We start from the raw sequence: 24,751 nt of genomic DNA, 5'->3' as shown, positions 1-24,751 counted from the left end.
AGTTTATAATTTAATGTCTTCATCAGTTTGAGGATTATAAGATGTACCTGAGTGTCCTCTTAATCTTTCAAATTGCTTATAACCTCGTTTTACTTGCTCTTCTGGTGCACGCTCAAAATCAGTTGGTGTAACTTTATATTTAGCTTGTAATACTGCTAACTTTATTCTTAATTCTTCCTCAATAGCATCGTACTTTTCATTATCAATTTGATTATGAATCTCTTTAGGATCTTCTTCTAAATCATATAATTCCCAAGTATCAATATCATCATAAAAATGCATTAGTTTATAGCGCTTTGTACGAATTCCATAATGCTTTTTTACCATATGAAATGCAGGATAATCATAGTAATGGTAATACACGGCATCTCTAAAATCATCGCCTTCAAATTTATTTTCTAACAACGGTCTAAGCGATTGACCTTGCATGTCTGCTGGTATATTTGCTTGCGCATAGTCTAAGAACGTTTCGGCAAAATCTAAATTCTGCGTCATATCTTCAATTATTGTTCCTGGTTTAATAGCATAAGGATACTTTACAACCATAGGCATAGCTAATGATTCTTCGTACATATAACGTTTATCAAACCATCCTTTTTCTCCTAGATAAAAACCTTGATCTGTAGTATAAATTACAATGGTGTTTTCCGCTAAACCATGTTCTTCAAGAAAATCTAAAACCTCACCCACACCTTCATCAACTGAAGCTATGGTAGCTAAATAATCTTGCAGATAACGTTGACCTTTATATTTAGCTAAAGCTGAACCAGATAAATTCGCATCGTGGAAAGCATCATTTTTTTTCTGATACGCTTTGTCCCAAGCTGTTCTTTGTTCTTTTGTCATTCTATTAAAATCCGACTTCCAAGGATTGTGTGCTAACTCTGGGCTTCCTTTCTCTTTGGTCAATTTTAAGTCATGACCTTCATACATATCCTTATAAATCGTTTGTTGTTGTTGCTGTGAGCTAAGCGAACCTTCGTGGGCTGTAAAATAGGTATCTGGTAATTCAAACTCAACATTATCAAATTTATTAGCATGTCTTAAAGCTGGCATCCAATTTCTGTGTGGCGCTTTATGCTGAAGCATTAGCATAAAAGGTTGATCTTTATCTTTAACCGAATTAAGATAGGCAATTCCATCTTGTGTAATTATATCTGTAGCGTAACCTTCTATACGTGTTGTATCTGCAGCCTTTGTTTTTTCATTGATTGCAATAAAATCTGGATTGTAATAATTACCTTGATCTGTTAATATATTCCAATAATCAAAACCTTCTGGTAAACCATGTAAATGCCATTTTCCTATAACAGCTGTATTATAACCTGCTTTTTGTAACAATTTAGGGAATGTTTGTTGGCTACCATCAAATTGATCGCCATTCATTCTAAATCCATTTTGATGGCTAAATTTACCTGTTAAAACTACTGCTCTACTTGGTCCACAAATTGAATTAGTGCAGAAATTATTCTTGAATATCGCACCTTCTAAAGCTATACGATCAATATTTGGCGTTGGTGCTAATTTGCTTATAGGATGACCATAAGCACTAATGGCTTGCTCTGCATGATCATCTGCCATAATAAATACTATATTTGGTCGCTGTGCAGAATTCTCAACTTCATTTAAGTTTACTGATGTATCGTTGCCTTTATTTTTACACGATTGAATCGTAAAAAGTAAAACAATGATTATTGACAAAAATCTCATGTTACTTAGTTTTAATAATAGTAGTTTGAACAACATCCTCGTCCATTATCGTTTTCTTGAAAAAGTTAAAAACCTTATCTAAATCTTCGAATGGAATTCTTGAAATTTCATGACGTCCACCTTTCACAATATTGAAGTAATAAGAGGTCTTAAATTCTTTTAATTTCTCCACTACAACTTGAGAACCATCGAGAATAATGTAACCTGCTTTTGTTGGTTTACAAAAATGATGTGGTGCATTACCAAATGGAACCAATTGATCTTCTGTTCCGTGAAAAAGAACTGTAGGAATAGCATTGTCCTCATTTATATAACTAGCATCGACAACGGCACCTGCACATGAAAATACTCCAGCAAAATTAACCTCATTATATTTTTCTTTATCAGCAATAAAATAGTCTTTCATAAACACTGCATTAAGTGCGCCTTCTGCTCCTGCACTGCTACCTCCTGCTATAATTTTAGTTGTATCTATTTGCAGCATTTCTGCATTATCTACCAAGAATTTAGCAGCATCTAAAAAATCTATGGTGGCTTGTTTAAAGGTTTCTAATTTTTCATCTTTGGTGCAATCGCAACCAAAACCTGTCGCTTTATCTTTTCTTAAAAGACGATAATCAATAGATACACCAATGTAATTTTTATGTTTTGCGACATGTTTTACTAACTTACTATCTACAGGATGCGCTCTATGACTACCCTGAAACCCGCCACCATGCATCCAAAGCAACACAGGTAATGAATCCGTTTTTTTTATGTTTTTTGGTGTAAAGACATCCAATTTCAGGGTGTCGTTTCCTTTTATAGAATAGATATATGTTTCCTTATTTTGTGAGGAAAGACCGAATGTGAAAATTGATAGCATTATAATTAATAGGTTCTTCATTTCTCTATGTTTTATCAAATTACATGCCATTACTTATTTTATTTTTCCTGTTAGATTTTAGTGGTTTTACCAGAATTTTTAGTCTATTTTTTCTATTAAAATTCCACTCATAACTGTTTCGCCTTTAATAGGGTTTAACGAAATTGTTAAACCTTCATTATTAGCAATATTTACTTTTGCAGAATGTTCTATGCCGTATTTATCTGCATATTCCTTTGCCATATTAAATTGATTTGCTATTTTTTTATCATTCAATTTAATATCAAAAATGCGATGCATTAAATCTGCTTCTGAATTGTCTGTGTCTGTTGTTAAATTAAAAAGTACTTTAGTTTTATTTTTTAATTCAGGTTCTACAAAATATAAAGTCACTTTATAGGATCCATCAGCCAAGTCTACTTTGTAGGTATTACAATCTAAGAGAACGGTTTGATAGACAGCGTCATTAATGGTGTTAGAAACATTAAAAGGAATTAATTTTCTTTTACATTTTCCTGAATCGGTGACATAACCAAATAAATTTTGAGAATATGATCTGTCACTTATAAAAGTGGTTCCCAACACCTCATCTCTAAAACTAATATGTGTACCAACATTAATAGCTAACTTGTCTACAGTATTACTTTCTAGGCTCTTTATAATTTTAGCGTTAAAGTCCGTTGAATGTGATGCGTTTTTTGTCTCAACTTTAACGGTGTTTATTCCTTCATTAAAACTTACAGTTGCTTTTGCAATGCCAGTTTCAAAATTGATATCTTTAATATAATTGTCATTTACATATAGTTGACCTTTTTCTTGATTAGAAAACACTACAATTTCGTGTGCATCTGTATCTACCAATGTGATATCTTTTAAATAATTAGCCACATGAACAGACGGTGTTTCAGTTTTTAAAACTGATTGATACCAATGATAAATTTCTTTAGGTTCACGATTATATTGCACCAATCCTTTTTGATTAATATGTGGCTTTGTTTCTCCACGAAATTCTGAACCAAAATCCGCAAAATTCCAAGCCGTCATACCAGAAACAAATTCGCGTTCTGTTACTTGATTTACGTAGCCAGAATGCAGCAATAATTGGTATTCTTGAGAATAATCATATCGAGAAGGATGTGTTGCTGAAACACGCACGTCAGCACCTGGCCCATATTCTGAAACCAAAAGTGACCGATTAGGAAAGCGTTGATGCTGATCATCTAAAAAAACACCTAGATCCTTTATTTTATCATGATACCACCCAAAATACAAATTCCAACCCACTAGCATAGATAGGTCTGCTATCTTAGTTTCGTTGTAAAGTTCATTAAAATGTAGCGCCATCACAGTGATATGGTTTGGCGCCTCTTTTCTGGTTAAGTCTTCTAACTGTTTTGCAAGATCGTAGGTAAATATTTTACGTGCTTCTTTTTCCTCTTCAGATTCTTTTTTATCAAAAGCTAGGCCTAAAAAGATCTCGTTCATATAACCCATCATTATTACAGATGGATAGTTATAATATTGTTTTATATGCTCTTTTTGCATGTTAATAGATGTAGCAAAGAAAGACTCAGAATTTGTTACTTTATTTACAATAGGAATTTCCGTCCAAACGATTATACCCAATTCATCACATTTATCATAAAGTTCCCTAGCATGTGGATAATGTGCAAAACGAATGACATTAGAACCCATTTCTTTAATGATATTTATATCTTCCTTTTGAAGTGAAAGCGGAACTGCATTTCCATAATTCTCATAATCTTGATGACGATTAACACCTATGAGTTTAATAGGTTTTCCGTTTAAGAAAAATCCTTTTTTGGGATCTACAGAAGCCCAACGAAAACCGATATTTGATGATTTTGAATCTAAAGTTACACCTTCACTATCCTGAAGACTCATTTGTAATTTATATAAATAAGGATTATCTGGCGACCATAGTTTTGGCGTATTCACTACTGGGAGCGTAACCACAAATTTGTTATTAGATTGTGACTTTAATTTTAATTTTTCAGAATGCGTATTTACAATACTACCTTCAGCATCAAACAAGGTAAATTGCACAACAACCTTTTCCTTTTTCTTGCTTAAATTATTTAGAAGCCCTGTAACCTCAACAGTTGCATTCTCCTCAGAAACCTGCGGGTAATTAATATAAAATCCATCCGAAGCAAAATCATCTAAACTAAAATGCTGTTTTGGTAAGGCAATTAGTTCTACATCGCGATATATACCTCCATAAAACGTAAAATCGGCATCTAGAGGTGGAATATCTTCATTATGAGAATTATCTACGGTTACCTCTATTAAATTAACTGTGTTGTATTTAATATATTCAGAAATATTAAAAACAAAAGCTGTGTAACCTCCTCTATGACTTCCAACTTTTTTACCATTTAAAAAGACCGTTGCTTCTTGGTTAACAGCATTAAATTTTAAATAATGAACCTCTTCTTTTTCTGTAGAAGAAATAAAAATTTGCTTTTTGTAGTAACCTAATCCGCGTCTGTAACCAGATGTATCATCAAAGGCATCTAATTGATTCCATGTGTGTGGAATATTAACGGTTTGCCATTCCGTATTGTTTTCAGAATAGTGCCAACCAGAATTTATAGTTATAGATTGAGAAAAACTAAGGCATGTAAAAACCACACCAAGAAACAAACAAAGGGATTTAATATTATTAATTGAGTGTGGCATAGAGCAGCTATTAATCTATAAGGTTAAATGCGTGTTTAAATTTAAAGTCTGAGTGTGGAGCTATGGCAATTTCAAATTCGCCCGTTTCCACACCATATGTCATTTCACTGTTGTAAAATTTTAAATCTTCAACAGTAATAGTAAATGTTATCGTTTTAGTTTGTCCTTTTTTTAAGAAGACTTTTTCGAAGCCTTTTAGCTCTTTAACAGGTCTTGTAACGCTTCCTACTTTATCATGTATATAAAGTTGAACTATTTCATAACCATCAAATTTACCTGTATTTGAAACTTCAATACTGGCTTCAATTGCATTTGAATACGTCAATGTTTCCGAAGATAATTTTAATTCTGAATATTTAAAGCTGGTGTAGCTTAAACCATGCCCAAAAGCAAACAAAGGTGTATTAGCGACATCTATATAATTACTCTTATAATCTGCCTTTGGCCAGTGTTCTGGTATTGGTCTTCCTGTATTTTTCATGTTGTAATAAATTGGAACTTGCCCAACATTCCTAGGAAAAGTAACTGTTAATTTACCTGAAGGATTCACTTTTCCAAATAGCAAATCTGCAGTAGCTGCGCCACCCATTGTCCCTGGAAACCAAATTTCTAGAATAGCATCTACCAGTTCCACTTCTTTAGACAGATTTAATGGACGACCATTCATTAAAACCAAAGTAATTTTTTTAGTAAGATTTGCTTCACGAATTTTCCTAATCAATTTAGGCTGAATTCCAGGTATTTTTAAATCGGTTCTAGAAGCCGCTTCTCCACTCATGTGATGATCTTCACCCATTACTAAAACAATAGCATCTGCTTGTTTAGAAATCTTTATGGCCTCTTCAAATCCAGATTCGTCATCCGTTAAAATATCACATCCTTTTGCGAATAGGATTTGTTCTGGTTTTAAATACGCTGAGAGTCCTTCAAAAATACTTATAGCCTTACCATACCTGTCACCTTTTGCTGCCCAATTACCTAGAATATCTGCTTTATCTTTTACTAAAGGTCCGATAAAAGCAATTGTATTTGTGGTATTAGAAAGCGGTAAGGTCTCATTTTTATTTTGTAACAATACCGAAGATGCTGAAGCTATTTCTTGAGCTTTTGCTAAAAATTTTGGTCTGTATTTTGTTGTTGCCTCTCTTTTTTCATCGATATAACGGTATGGATCATCAAACAAACCAAGCTTATATTTTGCCATAAGGATTCTTTTGCAAGCATCGTTTATGTAAGTTTCTGACACCTTTCCATCTTCTATTAATTGTTGAAGATGCAAACGATAAACGTCACCTACCATATCCATATCTACACCAGCATTCATTCCTATTTTTGCGGCATCAATACTATCTTTTGCAAAACCATGATTAATCATTTCATTAATCGAAGTATAGTCTGAAACTACAAAACCATCAAACTTCCATTCATCTCTTAGAATATCTCTTAAAGTGAATTTATTACCAGATGTTGGCACACCATTCAACTCGTTGAATGCAGACATAAAAGTTTCTACACCAGCGTTAACAGCGGCTTTAAAAGGCGGTAAATATACATTTCGCAATTCACCTTCACCCATATTTGTAGTATGATAATCTCTACCTGCTTGGGCAGCTCCGTAAGCGACATAATGTTTAGCACACGCTAAAATAGTATTGTGTTGTGATAAATCATCGCCTTGAAATCCCTTTACATAAGCCTCTGCAATTCTATTATTAAGATATACATCTTCACCCGCACCTTCTGATATTCTTCCCCAACGTGGCTCTCTAGAAACATCAATCATTGGTGCAAATGTCCAATGAATTCCTTCCGCAGATGCTTCCTCAGCAGCTATTCGTGAGCTTTCTTCAATCATTCTTAAATCCCAACTTGCGGACAAGCCTAAATTGATTGGGAAAATTGTACGATGACCATGGATAACGTCATAACCAAACAATAATGGAATACCTAAACGAGATTCTTCAACTGCAATCTTTTGTAAATCACGTGTACCCTTTACAGACATCGCATTTAGCATTGCTCCCATATTGCCTTCCCGAATATATTTTCCATTGTCCGAGCCTACAAATGGACCTGTTTGATCCCAATTTCCGCTATACATTGTGGTTTGACCAATCTTTTCTTGTAGTGTCATTAATTGCATTAATGAATCTACTTTAGTCTCATAATTTTGAGCAAAACTGATCTGAATACAACTTATAACAACAATGTAAAGAGGTTTTAATTTCATTTTAAATTATTTAGTCAGTTCAAATTCTTTCATCATCTTAGTTGTAGAATCTGTACCTACAAATACATGAAATTTTCCTGGTTCCGCAACAAAATCTAAATTCGAATTATAAAATTTTAAGTCTTCAACTGATAATTTAAATGTAACGGATTTAGTTTCTCCTTTTTTAATTTCAATTTTTTGAAAGCCTTTTAATTCTTTCAACGGTCGTGTTACAGAGCCAACAACATCTCTAATGTAGAGTTGCACAACTTCTTTTCCATCATAATTACCAGAATTTGTTACATCTACAGAAACATCGATCGTTCCATCCATGGTAATAGAATGGTTACTTATATTGAAATTAGAATAATCAAATTTAGTGTAGCTTAATCCGTAACCAAATGGATATAAAGGCTCATTACGCTCATCAATATAATTACTCTTGAATTTTTCAAATTTCCCTTCTTCATTCGATAAAGGTCTTCCTGTATTTTTATGATTGTAAAAAATTGGAATTTGCCCTACACTTCTAGGAAATGTTGCAGTTAATTTACCTGATGGATTTACATAGCCAAATAACACATCTGAAATTGCCAAACCTGCTTCACTGCCAGGAAACCAAACATTAAGAATTGCTGGTACATTTTCATTTTCTTCAACCAATTCTAAAGGTCTACCAGTGAATAAAACTAGAACTACAGGTTTACCTGTTTTTAAAAGTGCATTCAATAAATCTTTTTGAACTTGAGGAATTCCTATTTCTGTTCTACTACTACTTTCTCCACTAAACTCTGCTGATTCTCCAATAGCTGCAATAATGACATCAGCTTTTTTTGCAATACTTAAAGCTTCATCTAAAAGTTGCTGATCTGTTCTACCATCTCTTGGTATATCTTTATTGAACATGGTGGCTCTTTTTTCAAGCTCTAGGTCATAATCAATATTACTTCCTTTTGCATAAAGTATATTAGCTGTATTACCAACAATCGTTTTTAAGCCAGACAGGAACGGATTAGATTTTTCTTGTTGTGTCGCTACACTCCAAGTACCTGCCATATTTACTGCATTATTTGCTAATGGTCCGATTAGTGCAATCGTTCCCTCTTTTTTTAACGGCAAAAGATTATTCTCATTTTTAAGTAACACCATAGATTCTGCACCTACTTTTCTAGCAAAAGCTCTATTTTCGGTTGTAAACACCTCCTTTTTTGCTCTTTCTGAATCACAATACTTGTATGGATCTTCAAACAATCCTAGCTCATATTTAGCGGTTAACATACGTTTTACAGCAGTATCAATTTCTACCATAGATACCAATCCTTTATTATAAGCACCTTTTAAAGATTTTATAAAGGCGGCTGAAGCAACTCGCGAATCGCCAGCCATATCCATGTCTATACCTGCGTTTAGTGCTTGAGAAACAACTTGTTCTTCGCTACCCATACCGTGAGCCATCATCTCATAAATACCAGTATAATCGGTAACAACAAATCCATTAAATCCCCAATCATCTCTTAATAATTCTGTTAATAACCATTTATTTCCTGTTGCTGGCACACCGTCAATTTCATTAAAAGATGCCATAACTGAACCAACACCAGCATCTACTGCTGCTTTATAAGGCTCTAAATATTCGTTATACATTCTTATTTTACTCATATCAACCGTATTATAATCTCGGCCAGCTTCTGACGCGCCATATAACGCAAAATGCTTTACACATGACATTAGCGTGTTATTTTTGCTTAAATCATCTTGCTGATATCCTTTTACCATAGCTTCAGCAATTCTACTTCCTAGGTAAGGATCTTCACCGTTGCCTTCTGAGACTCTTCCCCAACGTGGATCGCGAGAAATATCTACCATAGGAGAGAATGTCCAATTAATACCATCTGCACTAGCTTCAGTTGCTGCCATGCGAGCTGTTTTTTCAATTAATTCTAAATCCCAAGAAGAAGACAAACCTAAGGGAATAGGAAATGTTGTTTCATAACCATGTATAACATCCATACCAAATAGTAATGGAATTTTCAGTCTACTTTCCTCAACAGCAATTTTTTGAACTGCTTTTATTTTTTCAACAGATTTAATATTAAACATACCACCAACTAAACCGTCTTTTATCTTTTTACCTACGTTAGAACTTGTTCCCTGACCAGTTGTAATATCTCCAGATACAGGTAAATTTAGTTGACCTATTTTCTCTTCAAAAGTCATAAGGGCTAAAATAGAATCTACTTGAGCTGCATATGGATTTTTATCTACCGAAGAGGACTGCGCAGAATTAGTTTCAGTTTTACAACTTGTAAAAATCAACGTAATAATTGCAAGAATTACGAATTTTGAAGTCAATTGATTTGTCATTTTAATTTATTTAGAATTTGAAAAAAGCCATGTTAATAATTCTGGTTCGGCAAAAGCAGGATCCCAACTGTTATGATTTGCAAAATCGTAGATGGTCAATTTAGGAAATCCGCCTGCACTCAGTATTGCAGACGCCATACTTAGAGATAATTTAGGATCAACAACATCGTCTTTAGCACCATGAATTATCCATAAAGGTACATCTGTTGCATAGGATACTGCGGATTCTGGATCACCACCTCCACAAATAGGAATTGCTGCTGCAAACATTTTGGGTTTGCGATATAAAATTTCAAAAGTTCCCATGCCACCCATTGACAAACCCATTACATAAACTTGGTCTGTTTTTACAAATGGTTGGCTTACCATGTTATCCATTAAATCCATTACTAAAGCCATCGCTGTAGTAGGATTATCATTGTATTTATATTTGAAAGTAATTGGTTTTGTAGTACGATCAGCTTCAAATTTAGACCAATAATCACCTTTAGCACATTGAGGAAATATTATAATTGCAGGTAATGAATCTCTAGTGGTTTCATTTAAAAATAAACTACTACCATGCACAAGTTGGTTTTTATTATTATCCCCTCTCTCACCTGCACCATGAAGAAATAACACCAAAGGATATGTTTTTGATTCATCAAAGTTTTCAGGTAAAAGCATTCTATAATTTAAAGTATCTGAATCTACAACATGCGCTTCATAAGAAAATAGATCTTTAGATGATTTTCCTTCTTGTGCGTTTAACGAACAAAATGAAGTAAATAATACCAATGAAAAAAAAGAAATAAAATGTTTCATATATATGTTATTAATAATTATACCCAAGTGTTGTTAAACCATTTTGCACATCTGCATTCTGCATAAACAAATCCCATAATAAACCAGTTCTGTAGTTTTCTATCATAATAATTTGCGGACCTTGATCTATGGCTAAATAACGTTCTGTTACCCAGTCATTATACTCAGGACTAAATGCATCATAAAAGCCTGCTGCACCTAATAAAATAGCCTTCTTTGAATAAAAATAATGCATTGCTGCTAATGATTCTTCTGGTGTATATGGAATTGAACTTATTGCTGCTGTTGGAGAAATCACACCTATATCATGTTGAGGATCGTGCGCTAAGTAGCCTGTTGAGCCATCTGTATTTCTTGAATAACTTGCTGTTAAACCCCAACACTCCTCACCATAATCTTCAAAATCATTTGGATTGTTAACACAGTATTGATAATTAATTTTGGTATGATTCACATTTAAATCCCAGTAATTCGCATATTGATCTGTTAAGTTTTCGGGATTTAAGCCTAAGTGCGAATAATGTGCCCAAAATAAGGGACCAGTTCCAGAACCTGCATGGTCTAGAATTAATGGTATATTGTATTGACTAGAAGATGTCACAATATTACCGTTACTTGCCCATCCTTGATGATACACTTCCGTCGGTATTGTATAATCTGGTGAAGCAGCTCCCAATACAAATGCAATAAGCGTTTCATTATAACCTTTTAATTCTAAATTAATTGAAAATCCATTAGTAGGACTCCAATGCCAGTATAATGCATTCTGGTTTTGAGTGTACCAATCCCATTCTACACCTTTCCATAATGTGTCTGCCTGAGTTGCCAATGCTGCCTCCTCCGCAGAACCATCTTTAAAATATTCTTTTACACAAATTAAACCTTGTGCAAAAAGTGCTGTTTCTACTAAATCGCCACCGTTATCTTGATCACTAAAAGGAATTACGTTACCTGTATTACCATCAATCCAATGCGACCAAGCTCCATGGAAACGATCTGCATTTTCAAAAAAGTTTAAAATTTGATCTAATCTGTTAAAACCCTCTTCTCTTGAAATATATCCTCTTTCAATACCAACTAGTATTGCCATCAGCCCAAAGCCACTACCTCCTGTTGTGACAACATTTTGACTGTTTGAAGGATCATTAGGATGATAACGCTCTTTTGCTGCACCAGAATTACTTTCTGCAAAATCCCAAAAATATTTAAACGTTAATTCTTGAGTTAAATCCATTATTTCCTCGTCAGTTAATGTTTCAACAATTGGATCATCATCACTAGGATCGTAAGGTTCTTGCCAACCTGGTCCATCATCTGAACCACAATTGAACAAAAGGACTACAATAATTAATAAACTATATTTTTTCATATTTAATCTCTTATAGTGTAAGTAAAGCCTAGTTTATCTAAGCCTGCTTTGACATCTGTATTGCTCATAAACAAATTCCACAATAAGCCAGTTCTATAATTCTCTATCATTACCGGAATTGGCCCTTGATCTATTGCTAAGTACCTTGGTTTGCTCCATTTGTCATGCAAGCTAAAGGCATCATAAGGTCCATACTTGCCAATTAAAGAATCTTGTTCTTTATATAGATATTTTAGCATTTGCATACTCTCTTTTGGTGTATATGGAAATGAAGAAAGTGCTGCTGTTGGCGAGATAACGCCTAAATCTGCTCCTGGTCTATGACCCGAATACCCCTTTATTGAATAGCTCGATGTTAGTCCCCAAAGATTTTCGCCGTAACCTCTATATTCTTTAGGATTTTCTACCGCATATTTATAATGAATTTTAGCATGGTTTTGAGTGAGCTCCCAATAATCTGCATATTGATCTGAAAGCCCATTGGGATCTAATCCTAAGTATGAATAGTGTGCCCAGAAAAGGGGTCCTATTTGTGCCTCGTTATGTTCAAAATAATCTAAAACCAAAGGTAAATTATACATTGAATCTTTAGAAATAATATTTCCGTTACGTGCCCAACCTTTATCGTATACAGATTTTTTAATTGAATGTGTAGGAGAAGCAGCTGCGAGTACATACATTATTAAACATTCATTATAACCACCAACTGGAAAATTCATTTCCCATTCATATTCAGGCGACCAATGCCAATATAAAACATCTTCTCCATTTTTTGTATACCAATCCCATTCAACTGTTTTCCATAATTTATCTATTTTATCTCTAAGTTCTAATTCTTCAGGATTGGTTCCTTTAAAATATTCAGAAACGGTAAGTAATCCTTGGATCAGAAAAGCTGTTTCAACTAAATCTCCACCGTTATCCTTTTTTCCGAAAGGGTAAACTTTACCTGTTTCTCCATTGATCCAATGTGGCCAAGCACCATGAAAACGATCGGCTTTAGCTAAAAAACTTACTATTTTATGATACCTACTTATAGCTTGTTCTTTAGTTATCCAACCCCTTTCTACACCAACCAATATAGCCATTAGTCCAAATCCACTTCCACCTGTTGTTACTGTATTTTTTGGAGATGATGGATACTTATCGTCCATATGAATACGCTCTCTGGCCAAACCTGAGTTAGGCTCTGCACCTTCCCAAAAATAGTTGAATGTTTGATGTTGAACTTTATCTAGAAGCTCTTCATTAAAAGACTCACTTTCTTCTTGTATAGCTTCACTTAATTCTTTGGTGGTATTGGTATTACTACAAGAAAATATGAGTAATAGCCCAGTTATCAAAATCACAAAATGTATATGTTTTGATTTTTTCATTTACTAAAATTTAGATAAACTTTAGCTGCATTTATCATAGACAAATACAGCTAAAGGTATAAAGACTAATTCAAACAAAATATCTTATTTAAAGACAATACTATTATAGCATTGAAAGTATTTCTGTGTGAGAAAGTGCTTTTTTAAATATTCTTAAATCATCCATTGCACTCTCATCGGAATTATGATTCCATCCTGTAAATCTTGGTGCTCCAGACATTATAGATAACACATCACAATCCGTCCAATCTATACCTGAGAATTCGCCTTGTTTTACCACAACACCATCAATATATACAACACATTCTGTAGCTGATATTGTAAACGCGACTTGATGCCATTGGTTACTTGTAGGATCAATATCTGCGTCTGCACCACCATCAAACCAAGAATCGGCTGTGCCGTTACCTGCATTTAATTTTATTCTTTGTAATCCACCTGCATTTTCTCGGAATAACCTAAAACCACTAGATCTATTGTTTTGAGCATCTGGATTATCCGCATCTGGTGGACCTATTACTAAAATACCTGCTCTATCTGGCGTTTCATTTACTTTGTATCTAAACACTGCAGAAAACTCTTCGTTTAGTAAGCCAGCTGTTGGGAAAGTTAAATACGAATCAGTTGCACCTAAATAAGCATTATTTCCTTCATAAGCATCACTAGATCCTGTATAAGAAGGGTTTCCTACTTCTGTACAATCTTCATCACTGTAACTATCGGTATAACTACCATTAAACCCTAGTTTAAAAATTTCGTCACTTTGCGCAATCATTCCAACAATTTCATCTTGTGATAAAGCGATATTGAATAATCTTAAATCATCCATATAACCACTATCAGATTCATGTCCCCAACCTGAAAACCTTGGAGCACCAGACATTATAGATAGCACATCACAACCAGTCCAATCAACTCCACCATCTAATGTGCCTTGCTTTACGACTTCTCCATTGATATAAACAACCGCTTCAGATTCTGAAATAGTAAATGCAATGTGTACCCACTCATCTGTTGTTGGGTCTACATCTGCATCAGTACCTCCATCAAACCAAGAATCTGCAGTACCATTACCTACATTAAGCTTAAAACGTTGCATGCCTCCTGCATTTTCTCTAAATAATCTAAATCCACTTGTTCTGTTATTTTGGGCATCAGGATTTGCATCATCTGGTGGCCCAATAACTAAGACACCTGCACGGTCTGGATCTGCATTAACTTTGGTCCAAAATGAAGCACTAAATTGATTTCCTAACAATCCACTTGTCGGGAATGTTAAATAAGAATCTGTAGCACCAGCATAAGCACCTGAACCCACACGAGCTTCTGGAGCAAAACTTGGCATACCAACCTCTGTAGCATCCGTAACTGTTACCAATTCAGTATAACTACCATCAAAATTCATGTAAAATGTTTCTCCACTAAAAAGTGGTGTATAAGGTGGTTCTTTACTAAAATTTGACGTTGCTATAGTTTCATTCCCTACTATATCTACAGCAGTAACTTGTAATACGTGTTCACCAGTTGTAATGTTATCGTAAACAAATTCACTATTAAAAATTCTATAGTCTAAAAATGAATCGAAAGCTGCAATAACTTGTCCATCTAGACTTACAGAAACTGACATAATTTCAATGTCATCTTCTACTCTGAACTCTATTGCTGTTGAAGTCACTGGTTCTGGCACTTGTATCTCAAAACCTTCACTTGGTTTTACAATAGAAATAACTGGTGCTCCAACATCGTTACCTGGATCTACCGCTGTGATTGGATCAATCCCTTCGTAACAAGAACCTAACATTAGCAAAGCCGTTAATGCAAATATGTATGTTTTTATATTTTTCATTTTCTTATTTTTTAATTGTTATTAAGTGGTAACAAATCCAATTGATTCTGCGGATAAGGTAAAAGCTCTTTATCTGCGGTAAAAGTTCTGCCATCGTAGCTTAATTCGTCATATTTATTTAATCGAATCATATCAAAATAACGAACACCCCATTCCATACCAAGTTCAGCAAATTTTTCATCCATAACTTGGTCATTTGTTACACCAGTAAGTGAAGGCATTCCGACTCTTCCTCTTACCATATTAACAGCTTGATCTGCTGTCATCGCAGAACTAGTAGCTCCTTGTGTCAGTGCTTCTGCATGCATTAATAATATTTCTGCATATCTAATTACAATGAAATTCTTACTTGAGCCATAACTATTTCTACCAGGTGTTAATTGGTTTGATGGTAAATAGTGTTTACCACTACCAAACATAGCCCTAGGATAATCGTTAAATATATCGCCATCTAATGTTGTATTAGAAATATAGCTAGGTAAGGTAGCATAATTAGGATCTAACATTAATTCATCCATTCCTCTTGGTGTAAAATTCACACTAGTTACTAACCTTGTTTGATCACCTCTATCAATCATAAACTTGATATACTTTAAACTTGGCTCATAAAAACCCCATCCTCCAGAAGCTGTTGAGACTGCAGGTGTCCAACTAGAAGGTCCAAATGGCGCATATAAGTGATTGTTTGTAGCTCCTGATTCTGTATTGTAATCTGAGAATTGAAGCTCAAAAAGGTTTTCATTACTTCTTTCGCCAGGCTTTTTAAACAACTCGTAAAAATCTGGATATAAATTAAACTTATCTGAACTTATAATTTCGCTAGTTGCATCTGCTACACCTTGGTAATTCTCTAATTCTAAATTTGCTAAAGCTTTAATTGCTAATGCCGTATATTTAGTTACGCCTGCAGAGACATCTTCTCTTTCATTAGGTCTTTGATTTGGCAAAAACGGAATTGCTTCATCCATTAAATCCGATATATATTGCATTACCTCAGCTTTAGTTTTTACTCCATTCTCTAATTCTGATGTAATATCAGATGAGTTAATGATAAAAATATCTCCCCATAATCTTGACATTTGAAAATGTGTAAATCCACTTAACACTTTACACTCTGCCATATATTGGTCTGCTTTATCAACGTAATCTCCTATAGCAAAATCTTTATAATTTTGAATTGTTTCTCGTGAACTAACAATTCTTACTATGTCTCCATAAAAGTTTTCCCATATTTGGTTGTACATCCAAAATCCATTGTCGTATACAAATAGATCTGTATCTGCAAACTGCGGCTGATCTCCTAATCCACCTGCGTTTACATCATCACCTCTCACACCTATTAATAAAGGATCTTCCCATCCTCTAGAATAAACTGCTGAATATGCACCAATAAGTGGAAGAATCATATCTTCTGAAATGGTTAAATCTAAATCATCTGCAGCCAGTTGTCCGTCGTTTTCTTCTAATTTATCTGTACAAGCAAAGAATGCTGTAAAGACCGCCAACATTAAAGCCAGCTGTTTTGTTACTTGTTTTAAATTTTTCATGTTTAGCTTTTTTTATTATATTTTAATGTTAACTCCTAAAGTATAAACCGCTGGTACTGGGTAGGTTTGACGATCTACTCCATTTGCCACTTCAGGATTAAAACCATTATAATCAAAAATTGTAATTGGTCGTTCAGCAGTAAGAGTTACCTTAACATCTGGCGAAAATTTCCCTTTAAAACTGCTTGAGGGAATTCTATAACCTAATTGTATGTTTTGAACTCTGAAATAAGCGCCATCTTCAACAAAGAAGCTACTCATTTTTTGATTCCAAGCCTTTCTGCGACCTTCTGATGATGGGAATGAATTCGTAGTTCCTTCACCATGCCATCTGTTAATTGCGAATTCTGCATCAACATTTGTATCATTAGTAAAGATAACTTCACCTCTTTTTCTATTTAGAATACTATTTCCTGTTTGACCAGAAATAGCAACAGAAAAATCAAAGTTTTTGTAAGCTACATTAATGTTACCACCATAATTAAACGTTGGTAAATATGAACCTAAAACAACTCTATCATCTGCATCAATTTTTCCGTCATTATTTTGATCTTTATAGATAAAATCCCCTGGAACTAATTCGTTGTTATTTTCCGTTAATTCGCACTGTGCTGTAGCACTAGATGCAATTTGCTCATCATTTTGATATACACCAGCTACTTCCCAACCAAAGAAGGCATTGACAGGTTCACCTACAATAAGCCTTTGACGAAATTCTGCACTTCCGGTATCAAAATATCCTTGCTCGCTATTTATCTGAGTAACTTCGTTTTTTAAAGTTGCAATATTTCCACCAATAGAAAAACTCCAATTATCATTTATGGTTTGACTCCAATTAGCAGCTATTTCTAAACCTTGGTTTCTCATTTCGCCAATGTTATCATTTACCACTTCTGCTGTTATAGGCACTTCTCGTGGTAAAACTAGATTTTCCGTATCTCTGATGTAATAATCTAATTCTAAACTTAATTTATTATCAAATAAACGTGAGCTAATACCAAAATTCATTTCTTCCAAGATTTCTCTTCGTAAGTTTTGAAACGTATTTGTCGTTAAAATTCCATTTGTAGGTATATCTCCTATATCGGTTACTACTTGTGATACCGTTCTAGTACCTGTACTTCCACCTAATGATCCGTTAGCTAATTTTCCCCAAGAAGCTCTTAATTTTAAAAAATTAAAAAGGTTGTTCTCTTCAAAGAAATCTTCTTTAGATATTACCCAACCTAGACCTACTGATGGTGTTGTTTCCCATAACTTCTTTGGGAATCTACCATCACCTTCATGTCTAAGTGTAGCATTTAATAAATACTTATCCTTGTAACTATATTCTAACCTACCAAAAAGCGCAAATGAATAAAACCTATCACCTATTTCATTAACTTGATTACTGAAGGTTGTAGGATCTGCAAAATTTAAATACCATGAGCTCTCAAGACCAATTCCTTGAACATCATTACCTGTTGCCGAAAACGTATTGAATTGATCATCGCGATATGAAGTACCGGCAATTACGGTTACATTATGATTGCCAAAACTATCTTTAAACGTCAATGTATTATCCCATAATTGATTAGAAAATTTTAATTCAGCTCGTCTTATAGAAGACGTCTCACGCTGTGAATTTTCTGATATAAAAAATGGTAATCTTACATTTCGCTCAGAAACTGTAGAATAATCATGGCTATAAGCTGTTTTAAACTTTAGTTTATCTGTGATTATATCTACTTCTAAGAACATACTTGCTAAAACTTTTCTGGTTTTAACCTGATTATCATTAAAAGTCATTGCAGGAAACGGATTTTGAGATCCACGATAACCTAATGCTGTTGCATCTGAAAAAGCAATTGGATCTGCTTCAGTATTTACATAATCATAAACTGGTAATATTGGCACCGCAAAATACGCCTGAAACCATGCACCATTTTCAGGATTGTACTGTGTAGCATTACTAAAAATAGCATTTGTACCTACAGTAATACGATCAGAAAGTTTTATCTCTACATTAGATTGAATATTGAAACGTTCGTATTCATTTTTCATATCTAATATTCCATCTTGTGAAAAATAGTTAGCATTAACACCGTAAGTTGTATTTTCCGTTCCACCTGTTACACCAATTCCATGACTAGTAATTGGAGCCACACGCAATACTTCTTTATACCAGTCTGTGTTGACGTCTGGAATATTAGGGTTTACTCTACTTCTTCCATAACGTTGAATGGCATTTTCTACAAACTCAATATCTGCTTGTGATCCTGACTCATAAGCCATAGTAACAAATTGCTCTGCGTTAGCCATTTTGACAACGTTCTGAGCATTTTGAAACCCTGAATAACCTGTGTAAGTAAATACAGGTTTTTGTTCTAATTTACCATTTTTTGTTTCAACGATAATAACACCATTTACACCTCTTTGTCCAAAAATAGCAATAGACGAAGCATCTTTTAAAACAGAGATGGTTTCAATTTGACTTGAATCTAGAAAATCAATGTTGTCATAAAACATACCATCCACAACATATAATGGATTATTACCTGCTAAATAAGAGTTTACACCTCTTACTCTCACATTTGGTGATCCTCCTGGAGAACCACTGCTTGTAATTTGAACACCTGCAACCTTACCTTGTAAAGATTGCATTACGTTACTGTTAGGTGTTTTTTCAATGTCATCAGACTTCACTGTAGTAATTGCACCTGTTAAATCTTCTTTTTTCTGAGTACCATAACCTATTACAACGACTTCATTTAATGAAGCTACGTCATCTTTTAGAATAATTGTTAGCTCTGTTTGGTTCTCAATTACTATTACTTGAGTCTCTAAGCCAATGTAGCTAAACTCAACGCGTTCTCCTGAAGTTACTTTAATAGTAAATTTACCATCAAAATCTGTTGTAGTACCTCTACTTGTTCCTTGTACTAGGACATTTGCTCCTGGCAAAGGCATCCCATCACTTTCGGTTGTTACAATTCCGCTAATCTCAATCTGCTGAGCGAAAGCACAAATTGAAAAAAACAGCATTAACAATAAACTGAATTTTGTTTTCATAGAAATTAATAAATATTAGAGTTGATTATTTAGTTTTTGTATTTGTCTAAATTATAACCTAATGTTAAATACTGTTAACATCTATTTACATTTTAAATACGTCACTCATTTTATTTTTAGTCATTTTAGAGAAATATCCTAGATTGACGTACTCTAAAGCTACTAAAAAAACGTTGTAGATACACGTTATTTAACAGAATGACGTAGTAATGACGTAGTGAATAATTACTTAATTGATAAAATAGAGTGTTGATTATTTAATATTCAATAAATAATCCACTATAGAAGTATCATTTTCTAAATTTAATTTCTTTTTAAGTCTATAACGATGTGTTTCTACACCTCTCACAGAGATGTTTAATAAAGGTGCAATCTCCTTAGAGGATAAATTCATTTTGATGTATGCACAAATTTTTAAATCCTTTGGTGTTAATTTTGGGTTTTGTTGCTTTAACTTCACAAAAAACTCATCGTGCACTTGATTAAAATTGTACTCAAAAACTTCCCATTCGTCTTTTAACACAATAGAATTATCCACGCGTTTTAAAAGTTTTTTATAGGCGTAGTAATTTTGAAAGCCATCTTTATTAATCATTAATTCCTTTTTGATTTCTTGCAAGGACTCATTCTTTTTAACTAAAGCCATAGCATTATTTGCTAATTGTTTACTTTTTAGCTTTATATCATTTTGAAGGGCATCGTTTTTTAATTGCACAATTCGTTTTTCATTCTCCAGTGTTTTCTCCCTCAATAATTTTTGTTGTTCTTTTTGATATTTAATTTTAATAAGTCGCTGTTGCCTTAATACTTTTCTCTTCTGTACATAGAAGAAGCCAATAATTGCAAGTGCAAAAATTAAGATATAGAGTAAAATTCCTAATGCACCTCTATACCAAGGTGGTTTTATTTCGAATTCAAAGCTTTGTATTGGCGAAACATTTCCAAAGTCGTTATTTGCTACGAACTTGATTTTATAATCACCTTCTATTAAATTAGTAAGCTCAATGGTATTGTTATCAACTCTATACCAATTATCTTCATTATTAGACAAGTTATATTCAAAATAATGATTATTAGATTTTGGTGATGTGAGTTCTAATTCTAAATTTTCTCCGTACTCTAATGTGATAGATTCATTATCAGACGGAAGAACTATTGATTTTTTATTTATTGAAATAGATTGAATTTTAGGTTTCACTAATTCGAGATTCTTTTTAAAACTATTCTCCATCATCATGAAACCATTCACCAAATTAAGGCCATAAATGGAATCTTCAATTTTAGAAACATTCTCATAACCGACTACATAACGATTTTTAATTCTTCGGTTGCCAAACGTTATACTATCCGTATTATTATTTAATGTTTTTAAGCTAATAACACCTTCTTTATTTATAAGCGCTATTTGATTGGTATCTTCTTCAGAAATTATATAGCTTTCTTTCCCAAATTTTTCATTAAGCAAATTGTACGGAATAATGGAGTCAATAATTGGCTCATATTTTTGCCAACCATCATTTGTTTTAAAACTTATATTGTTCTTTATATTATAAACCCTTAGATTAAAATCTGAAACTATTCCTTTATTACTATATGATTTAACACTAGAAATTGAATCATAATTTGCATCAAATTTAATTCTATACAACCCTTTGTAAGCATGTGCGACCCAAGCTGTATTAGGATTTTCAAAAACTAGAAAACGAGATGGAATTGTGGTTTTACCTAAATGTTTTACAATCCATTTATCATTGTTTTTTTTAAACTTTACAAGGCCTGTATAAGTTCCTTGAATGTAGGTATGACTACTTTCTGGAACTTTTTTAATTGTCCAACCTCCTGTAAAATCCGAAATTAAGGTTAATTGATCGCCATCTACAATAAATGTTCCTTCATTGTGCCCACAAAATAATTGATCTTCAATAATTTTTAAATCCCAAACTTGACCCTGAGATCCTTCAATAAATTGTAGGCTTTCATTTTCATCTAACCTAAAGAGTCCTGTATTACTTCCTATGTAAATAGATCCTTTATACCGCAATACATCATACACAGCACCAAGTTTTCCTGATTGATCATTATAAAAATAATGCTGACTATCTAAGTCAATTTTTGAAATCCCATTATCTAAACCTAACCATAAGTTATTGGATGCATCTATAAATTGGCCTAAAACCGTATTATTTAACAGCCCATTCTCCTTACTAACATGAGATTTAAATTTCCCTTGAGAATCTGTAATTATCACGCCATCTTTAATGGTCCCAAATACCATTTCTCCATTAGTTAACTGTGCAAATTTATTGAGCTGATGCTGTTTTATTTCTTTATCAATCTCAAAACCAGCCGGCTTTAATTCATTATTATACAAATAATAACTACCTTTTAGTGAAGTCAAGACCAGTAATCCATCTTTAAATTTAGTTAGTGACACTATTTTAGTATCGGCTAATTGTTCATCAAAATAAAAAGGTTTTAATTCATCACTTTCTAAAGAAAAAATACCTTTATTTAAAGTACAAACGTACAGTTTATCATCTACAACATTGCAAGAAATTATAGCAGACATAGGCCTTAATTGAACTACTTTCTTAAAATCATAGATATAAATATTTAGAAAAGACCTAAAGATAATTTTGTCTTTAATTTTTACAATTTGCCAAATTTCTTCATTTGGTGAAATAAGGTCTATAATATCATCACTAAGGGAGTTGTAATTTAAAATCCCAAATTCATCTTTTTTCCAATAGCCAAACTCCTCATAGGATCCTGTAAATATGAGATCGTTATGTGCAAAAACTGAACGTACAGTTGTTTTATTTGGTAATTGATAAAACTTCCAGTTTAAGGCATCATAAACCAAAAGCCCATTATTATTTGCGACATAAACATAGCCATCCTCAGAACGTGTAATATCCCAGTTTTGATTAGCGGCTTTATATTCTGCTAAACTATAATTTTGAATTTGAGGTGAAAACTGAGCATTCGCTTTAAAAAAAAATAAACAAGAGATAAGAAGACTTATATATGTAAAACGTTTAATCATTTTTTTTGCGATGACTCATTTGTATTGAAAACGATTTAAAAGTAATAATTATAAACTAAGAATATATGCTTTGAACAAAAAATGGTAATTGTAAAACGTTTTCTCCAATAGATCAAACCTGTAATTTATTGATTCATATTAATTTAAATTCCAGATTAATGGTAAGATGAAATAAACAAATAATGTGAGGATAACAATTGAAATTAAATTCATCCAAATTCCTTTTCTTACCATATCACTAATTTTTAAATAACCAGAACCAAATACAACCGCGTTTGGTGGTGTTGCAACGGGCAGCATAAAAGCACAAGATGCTGCTACTGTAGCACTAACTAATAAGATATAGGGATGAATATCTAGAATAACTGCTAATGATACTAATACTGGTAATAACATCGCGGTTGTTGCCATATTAGATGTGATTTCCGTGAGAAAATTTACCGATGAAATTAAAACAATTAATACTACAAATACAGAAACACCTATTAAGGTCGTCAATTGATTTCCTATCCAAGCAGCTAAACCAGATGACTCAAAACCACTAGCTAATGCCATACCTCCACCAAAAAGCAGAAGAATTCCCCAAGGCAATTTAACAGCATCTTCCCAATTTACTAATGCTGAGTTTTTCAATTTACTCGGAATTAAAAACAAAACCATAGATGCGATCATTCCAATAATTGTATCATCAATTGCAGGTAACCACTTTACCAATAAGAAAGATCTAGCGATCCAAGCAATAGCAGTAATTGAAAAAATAATTAATACAGCCTTTTCTTCGTAGGTCATTTTTCCTAATGCTGCCAATTGCTTATCTATTTCTTGTTTTCCTCCAGGAAACTCTTTTTGTTTAAATTTAAATGCAATTCGAGTTAAATAAAACCAGCATATAATTAAAAGTATTATGCTGATAGGAAAACCAAAAGCAAACCATTGAGAAAATGTAATTTCGGTATTATATGTATTTTCTACAACACCTGCCAATACTAAATTAGGAGGTGTGCCAATTAATGTTGCCATACCACCAATTGACGCACTGTATGCAATTGCCAACATTAATGCCTTCCCAAAAATTAAATTCTCGTTTTCTTTAGTTTCTGGGTTATCCTGAAGGTGCAAAACTATAGCAATACCTACTGGCAAAATCATTACAGCCGTAGCTGTATTAGAAATCCACATTGACAATAGGGCAGTTGCCACCATAAAACCTAAAATAATTCTACTAATATTAGTACCAACTACTTTGATAATGTTTAGAGCAATTCGTTTATGTAAATTCCATTTCTCTATAGCTATTGCCAAAATAAAACCTCCTACAAATAAAAAAATATACTTATGTCCATAAGAAGCCGTTGTTTCACTTAAAGACAATCCGCCAGACAAAGGAAACAACACAATGGGTAGTAATGCAGTTGCAGGTATAGCTATAGCCTCTGTTATCCACCAGATTGCAATCCAAATCGTTGATGCCAAAACCGCATTTGCTGTAGCATCTAACCCTTCCGGATTAAAAAACAATTTGATGAAAATGAAAGCAATTGGACCTAAGAATAATCCTATTTTTTTCTTTGATAAACTCATTTATAAGAATTATATAAGTACTAAAATATTAAGATAATTTTTCAATAGAGAAATATGTTGTTGAAAACTAAAAATTATAAAAACGACTCTATTTCAATACAATTAGAAAAACAATAGGTACATATTAATTGAATATTCAAAATAAATACTGATATGTAAGGTATTGCTTATTTTTCTAATAAGTAGATTTAACCATCAATTAATAACTTCTAAAAAAAGGCATACAACAAAAAATTATTGTCATTTTTCTTACATATTGAATCAAATTAGAAAGAAA

The 24,751-nt window shown here is 33.1% G+C and carries 13 protein-coding genes; all 13 read right to left on the bottom strand.

Features of this window, described 5'->3' with window-relative positions; genetic code table 11:
* Positions 1–3 precede the first annotated feature (3 nt).
* Entirely contained in the window at positions 4–1,710 is a 1,707-nt protein-coding gene (locus tag Q0891_RS04990) for a sulfatase (RefSeq protein WP_299099348.1), read from the bottom strand.
* A gap of 1 nt (position 1,711) precedes the next feature.
* Positions 1,712–2,596, bottom strand: coding sequence for an alpha/beta hydrolase (locus Q0891_RS04985; protein ID WP_299099347.1), 885 nt, complete (start codon positions 2,594–2,596; stop codon positions 1,712–1,714).
* A 78-nt stretch (positions 2,597–2,674) separates the two neighbouring features.
* Positions 2,675–5,278 carry a glycoside hydrolase family 2 TIM barrel-domain containing protein gene (locus Q0891_RS04980; protein ID WP_299099346.1) on the bottom strand — a complete coding sequence of 868 codons (2,604 nt, stop codon included), beginning with the start codon at positions 5,276–5,278 and terminating at the stop codon, positions 2,675–2,677.
* A 10-nt stretch (positions 5,279–5,288) separates the two neighbouring features.
* The gene (bglX, locus tag Q0891_RS04975) at positions 5,289–7,508 is read right to left on the bottom strand and encodes a beta-glucosidase BglX (RefSeq protein WP_299099345.1); all 2,220 of its coding nucleotides are present in this window, start codon (positions 7,506–7,508) and stop codon (positions 5,289–5,291) included.
* A 6-nt stretch (positions 7,509–7,514) separates the two neighbouring features.
* Positions 7,515–9,854: a beta-glucosidase BglX gene (gene bglX / locus Q0891_RS04970; protein ID WP_299099343.1), complete on the bottom strand. Its 2,340-nt coding sequence runs from the start codon at positions 9,852–9,854 to the stop codon at positions 7,515–7,517.
* Between the two features lie 6 nt (positions 9,855–9,860).
* Positions 9,861–10,658, bottom strand: coding sequence for a prolyl oligopeptidase family serine peptidase (locus Q0891_RS04965; protein WP_299099342.1), 798 nt, complete (start codon positions 10,656–10,658; stop codon positions 9,861–9,863).
* A gap of 10 nt (positions 10,659–10,668) precedes the next feature.
* Entirely contained in the window at positions 10,669–12,027 is a 1,359-nt protein-coding gene (locus Q0891_RS04960; protein WP_299099340.1) for a glucoamylase family protein, read from the bottom strand.
* 2 nt (positions 12,028–12,029) lie between these two features.
* Positions 12,030–13,403 carry a glucoamylase family protein gene (locus tag Q0891_RS04955; protein WP_299099338.1) on the bottom strand — a complete coding sequence of 458 codons (1,374 nt, stop codon included), beginning with the start codon at positions 13,401–13,403 and terminating at the stop codon, positions 12,030–12,032.
* Between the two features lie 103 nt (positions 13,404–13,506).
* The gene (locus Q0891_RS04950) at positions 13,507–15,249 is read right to left on the bottom strand and encodes a LamG domain-containing protein (RefSeq protein WP_299099336.1); all 1,743 of its coding nucleotides are present in this window, start codon (positions 15,247–15,249) and stop codon (positions 13,507–13,509) included.
* Positions 15,250–15,260: 11 nt separating this feature from the next.
* Positions 15,261–16,796 (bottom strand): RagB/SusD family nutrient uptake outer membrane protein, encoded by a 1,536-nt coding sequence (locus Q0891_RS04945; RefSeq protein WP_299099334.1) that lies wholly within the window; start codon positions 16,794–16,796, stop codon positions 15,261–15,263.
* A 15-nt stretch (positions 16,797–16,811) separates the two neighbouring features.
* Positions 16,812–19,847, bottom strand: a complete 3,036-nt coding sequence (locus tag Q0891_RS04940; protein ID WP_299099332.1) for a TonB-dependent receptor — start codon at positions 19,845–19,847, stop codon at positions 16,812–16,814.
* A gap of 253 nt (positions 19,848–20,100) precedes the next feature.
* A complete protein-coding gene (locus Q0891_RS04935; RefSeq protein ID WP_299099330.1) occupies positions 20,101–22,893 on the bottom strand; it encodes a LuxR C-terminal-related transcriptional regulator in 2,793 nt (930 codons plus the stop codon).
* A 138-nt stretch (positions 22,894–23,031) separates the two neighbouring features.
* The gene (locus Q0891_RS04930) at positions 23,032–24,474 is read right to left on the bottom strand and encodes a DASS family sodium-coupled anion symporter (protein ID WP_299099328.1); all 1,443 of its coding nucleotides are present in this window, start codon (positions 24,472–24,474) and stop codon (positions 23,032–23,034) included.
* Between the last annotated feature and the right edge of the window lie 277 nt (positions 24,475–24,751).

Origin of the sequence: uncultured Winogradskyella sp., from assembly GCF_947498005.1 — a bacterium.
Classification (GTDB): Bacteria; Bacteroidota; Bacteroidia; order Flavobacteriales; family Flavobacteriaceae; genus Winogradskyella.
This window is presented reverse-complemented; position numbering and strand designations above follow the sequence as displayed.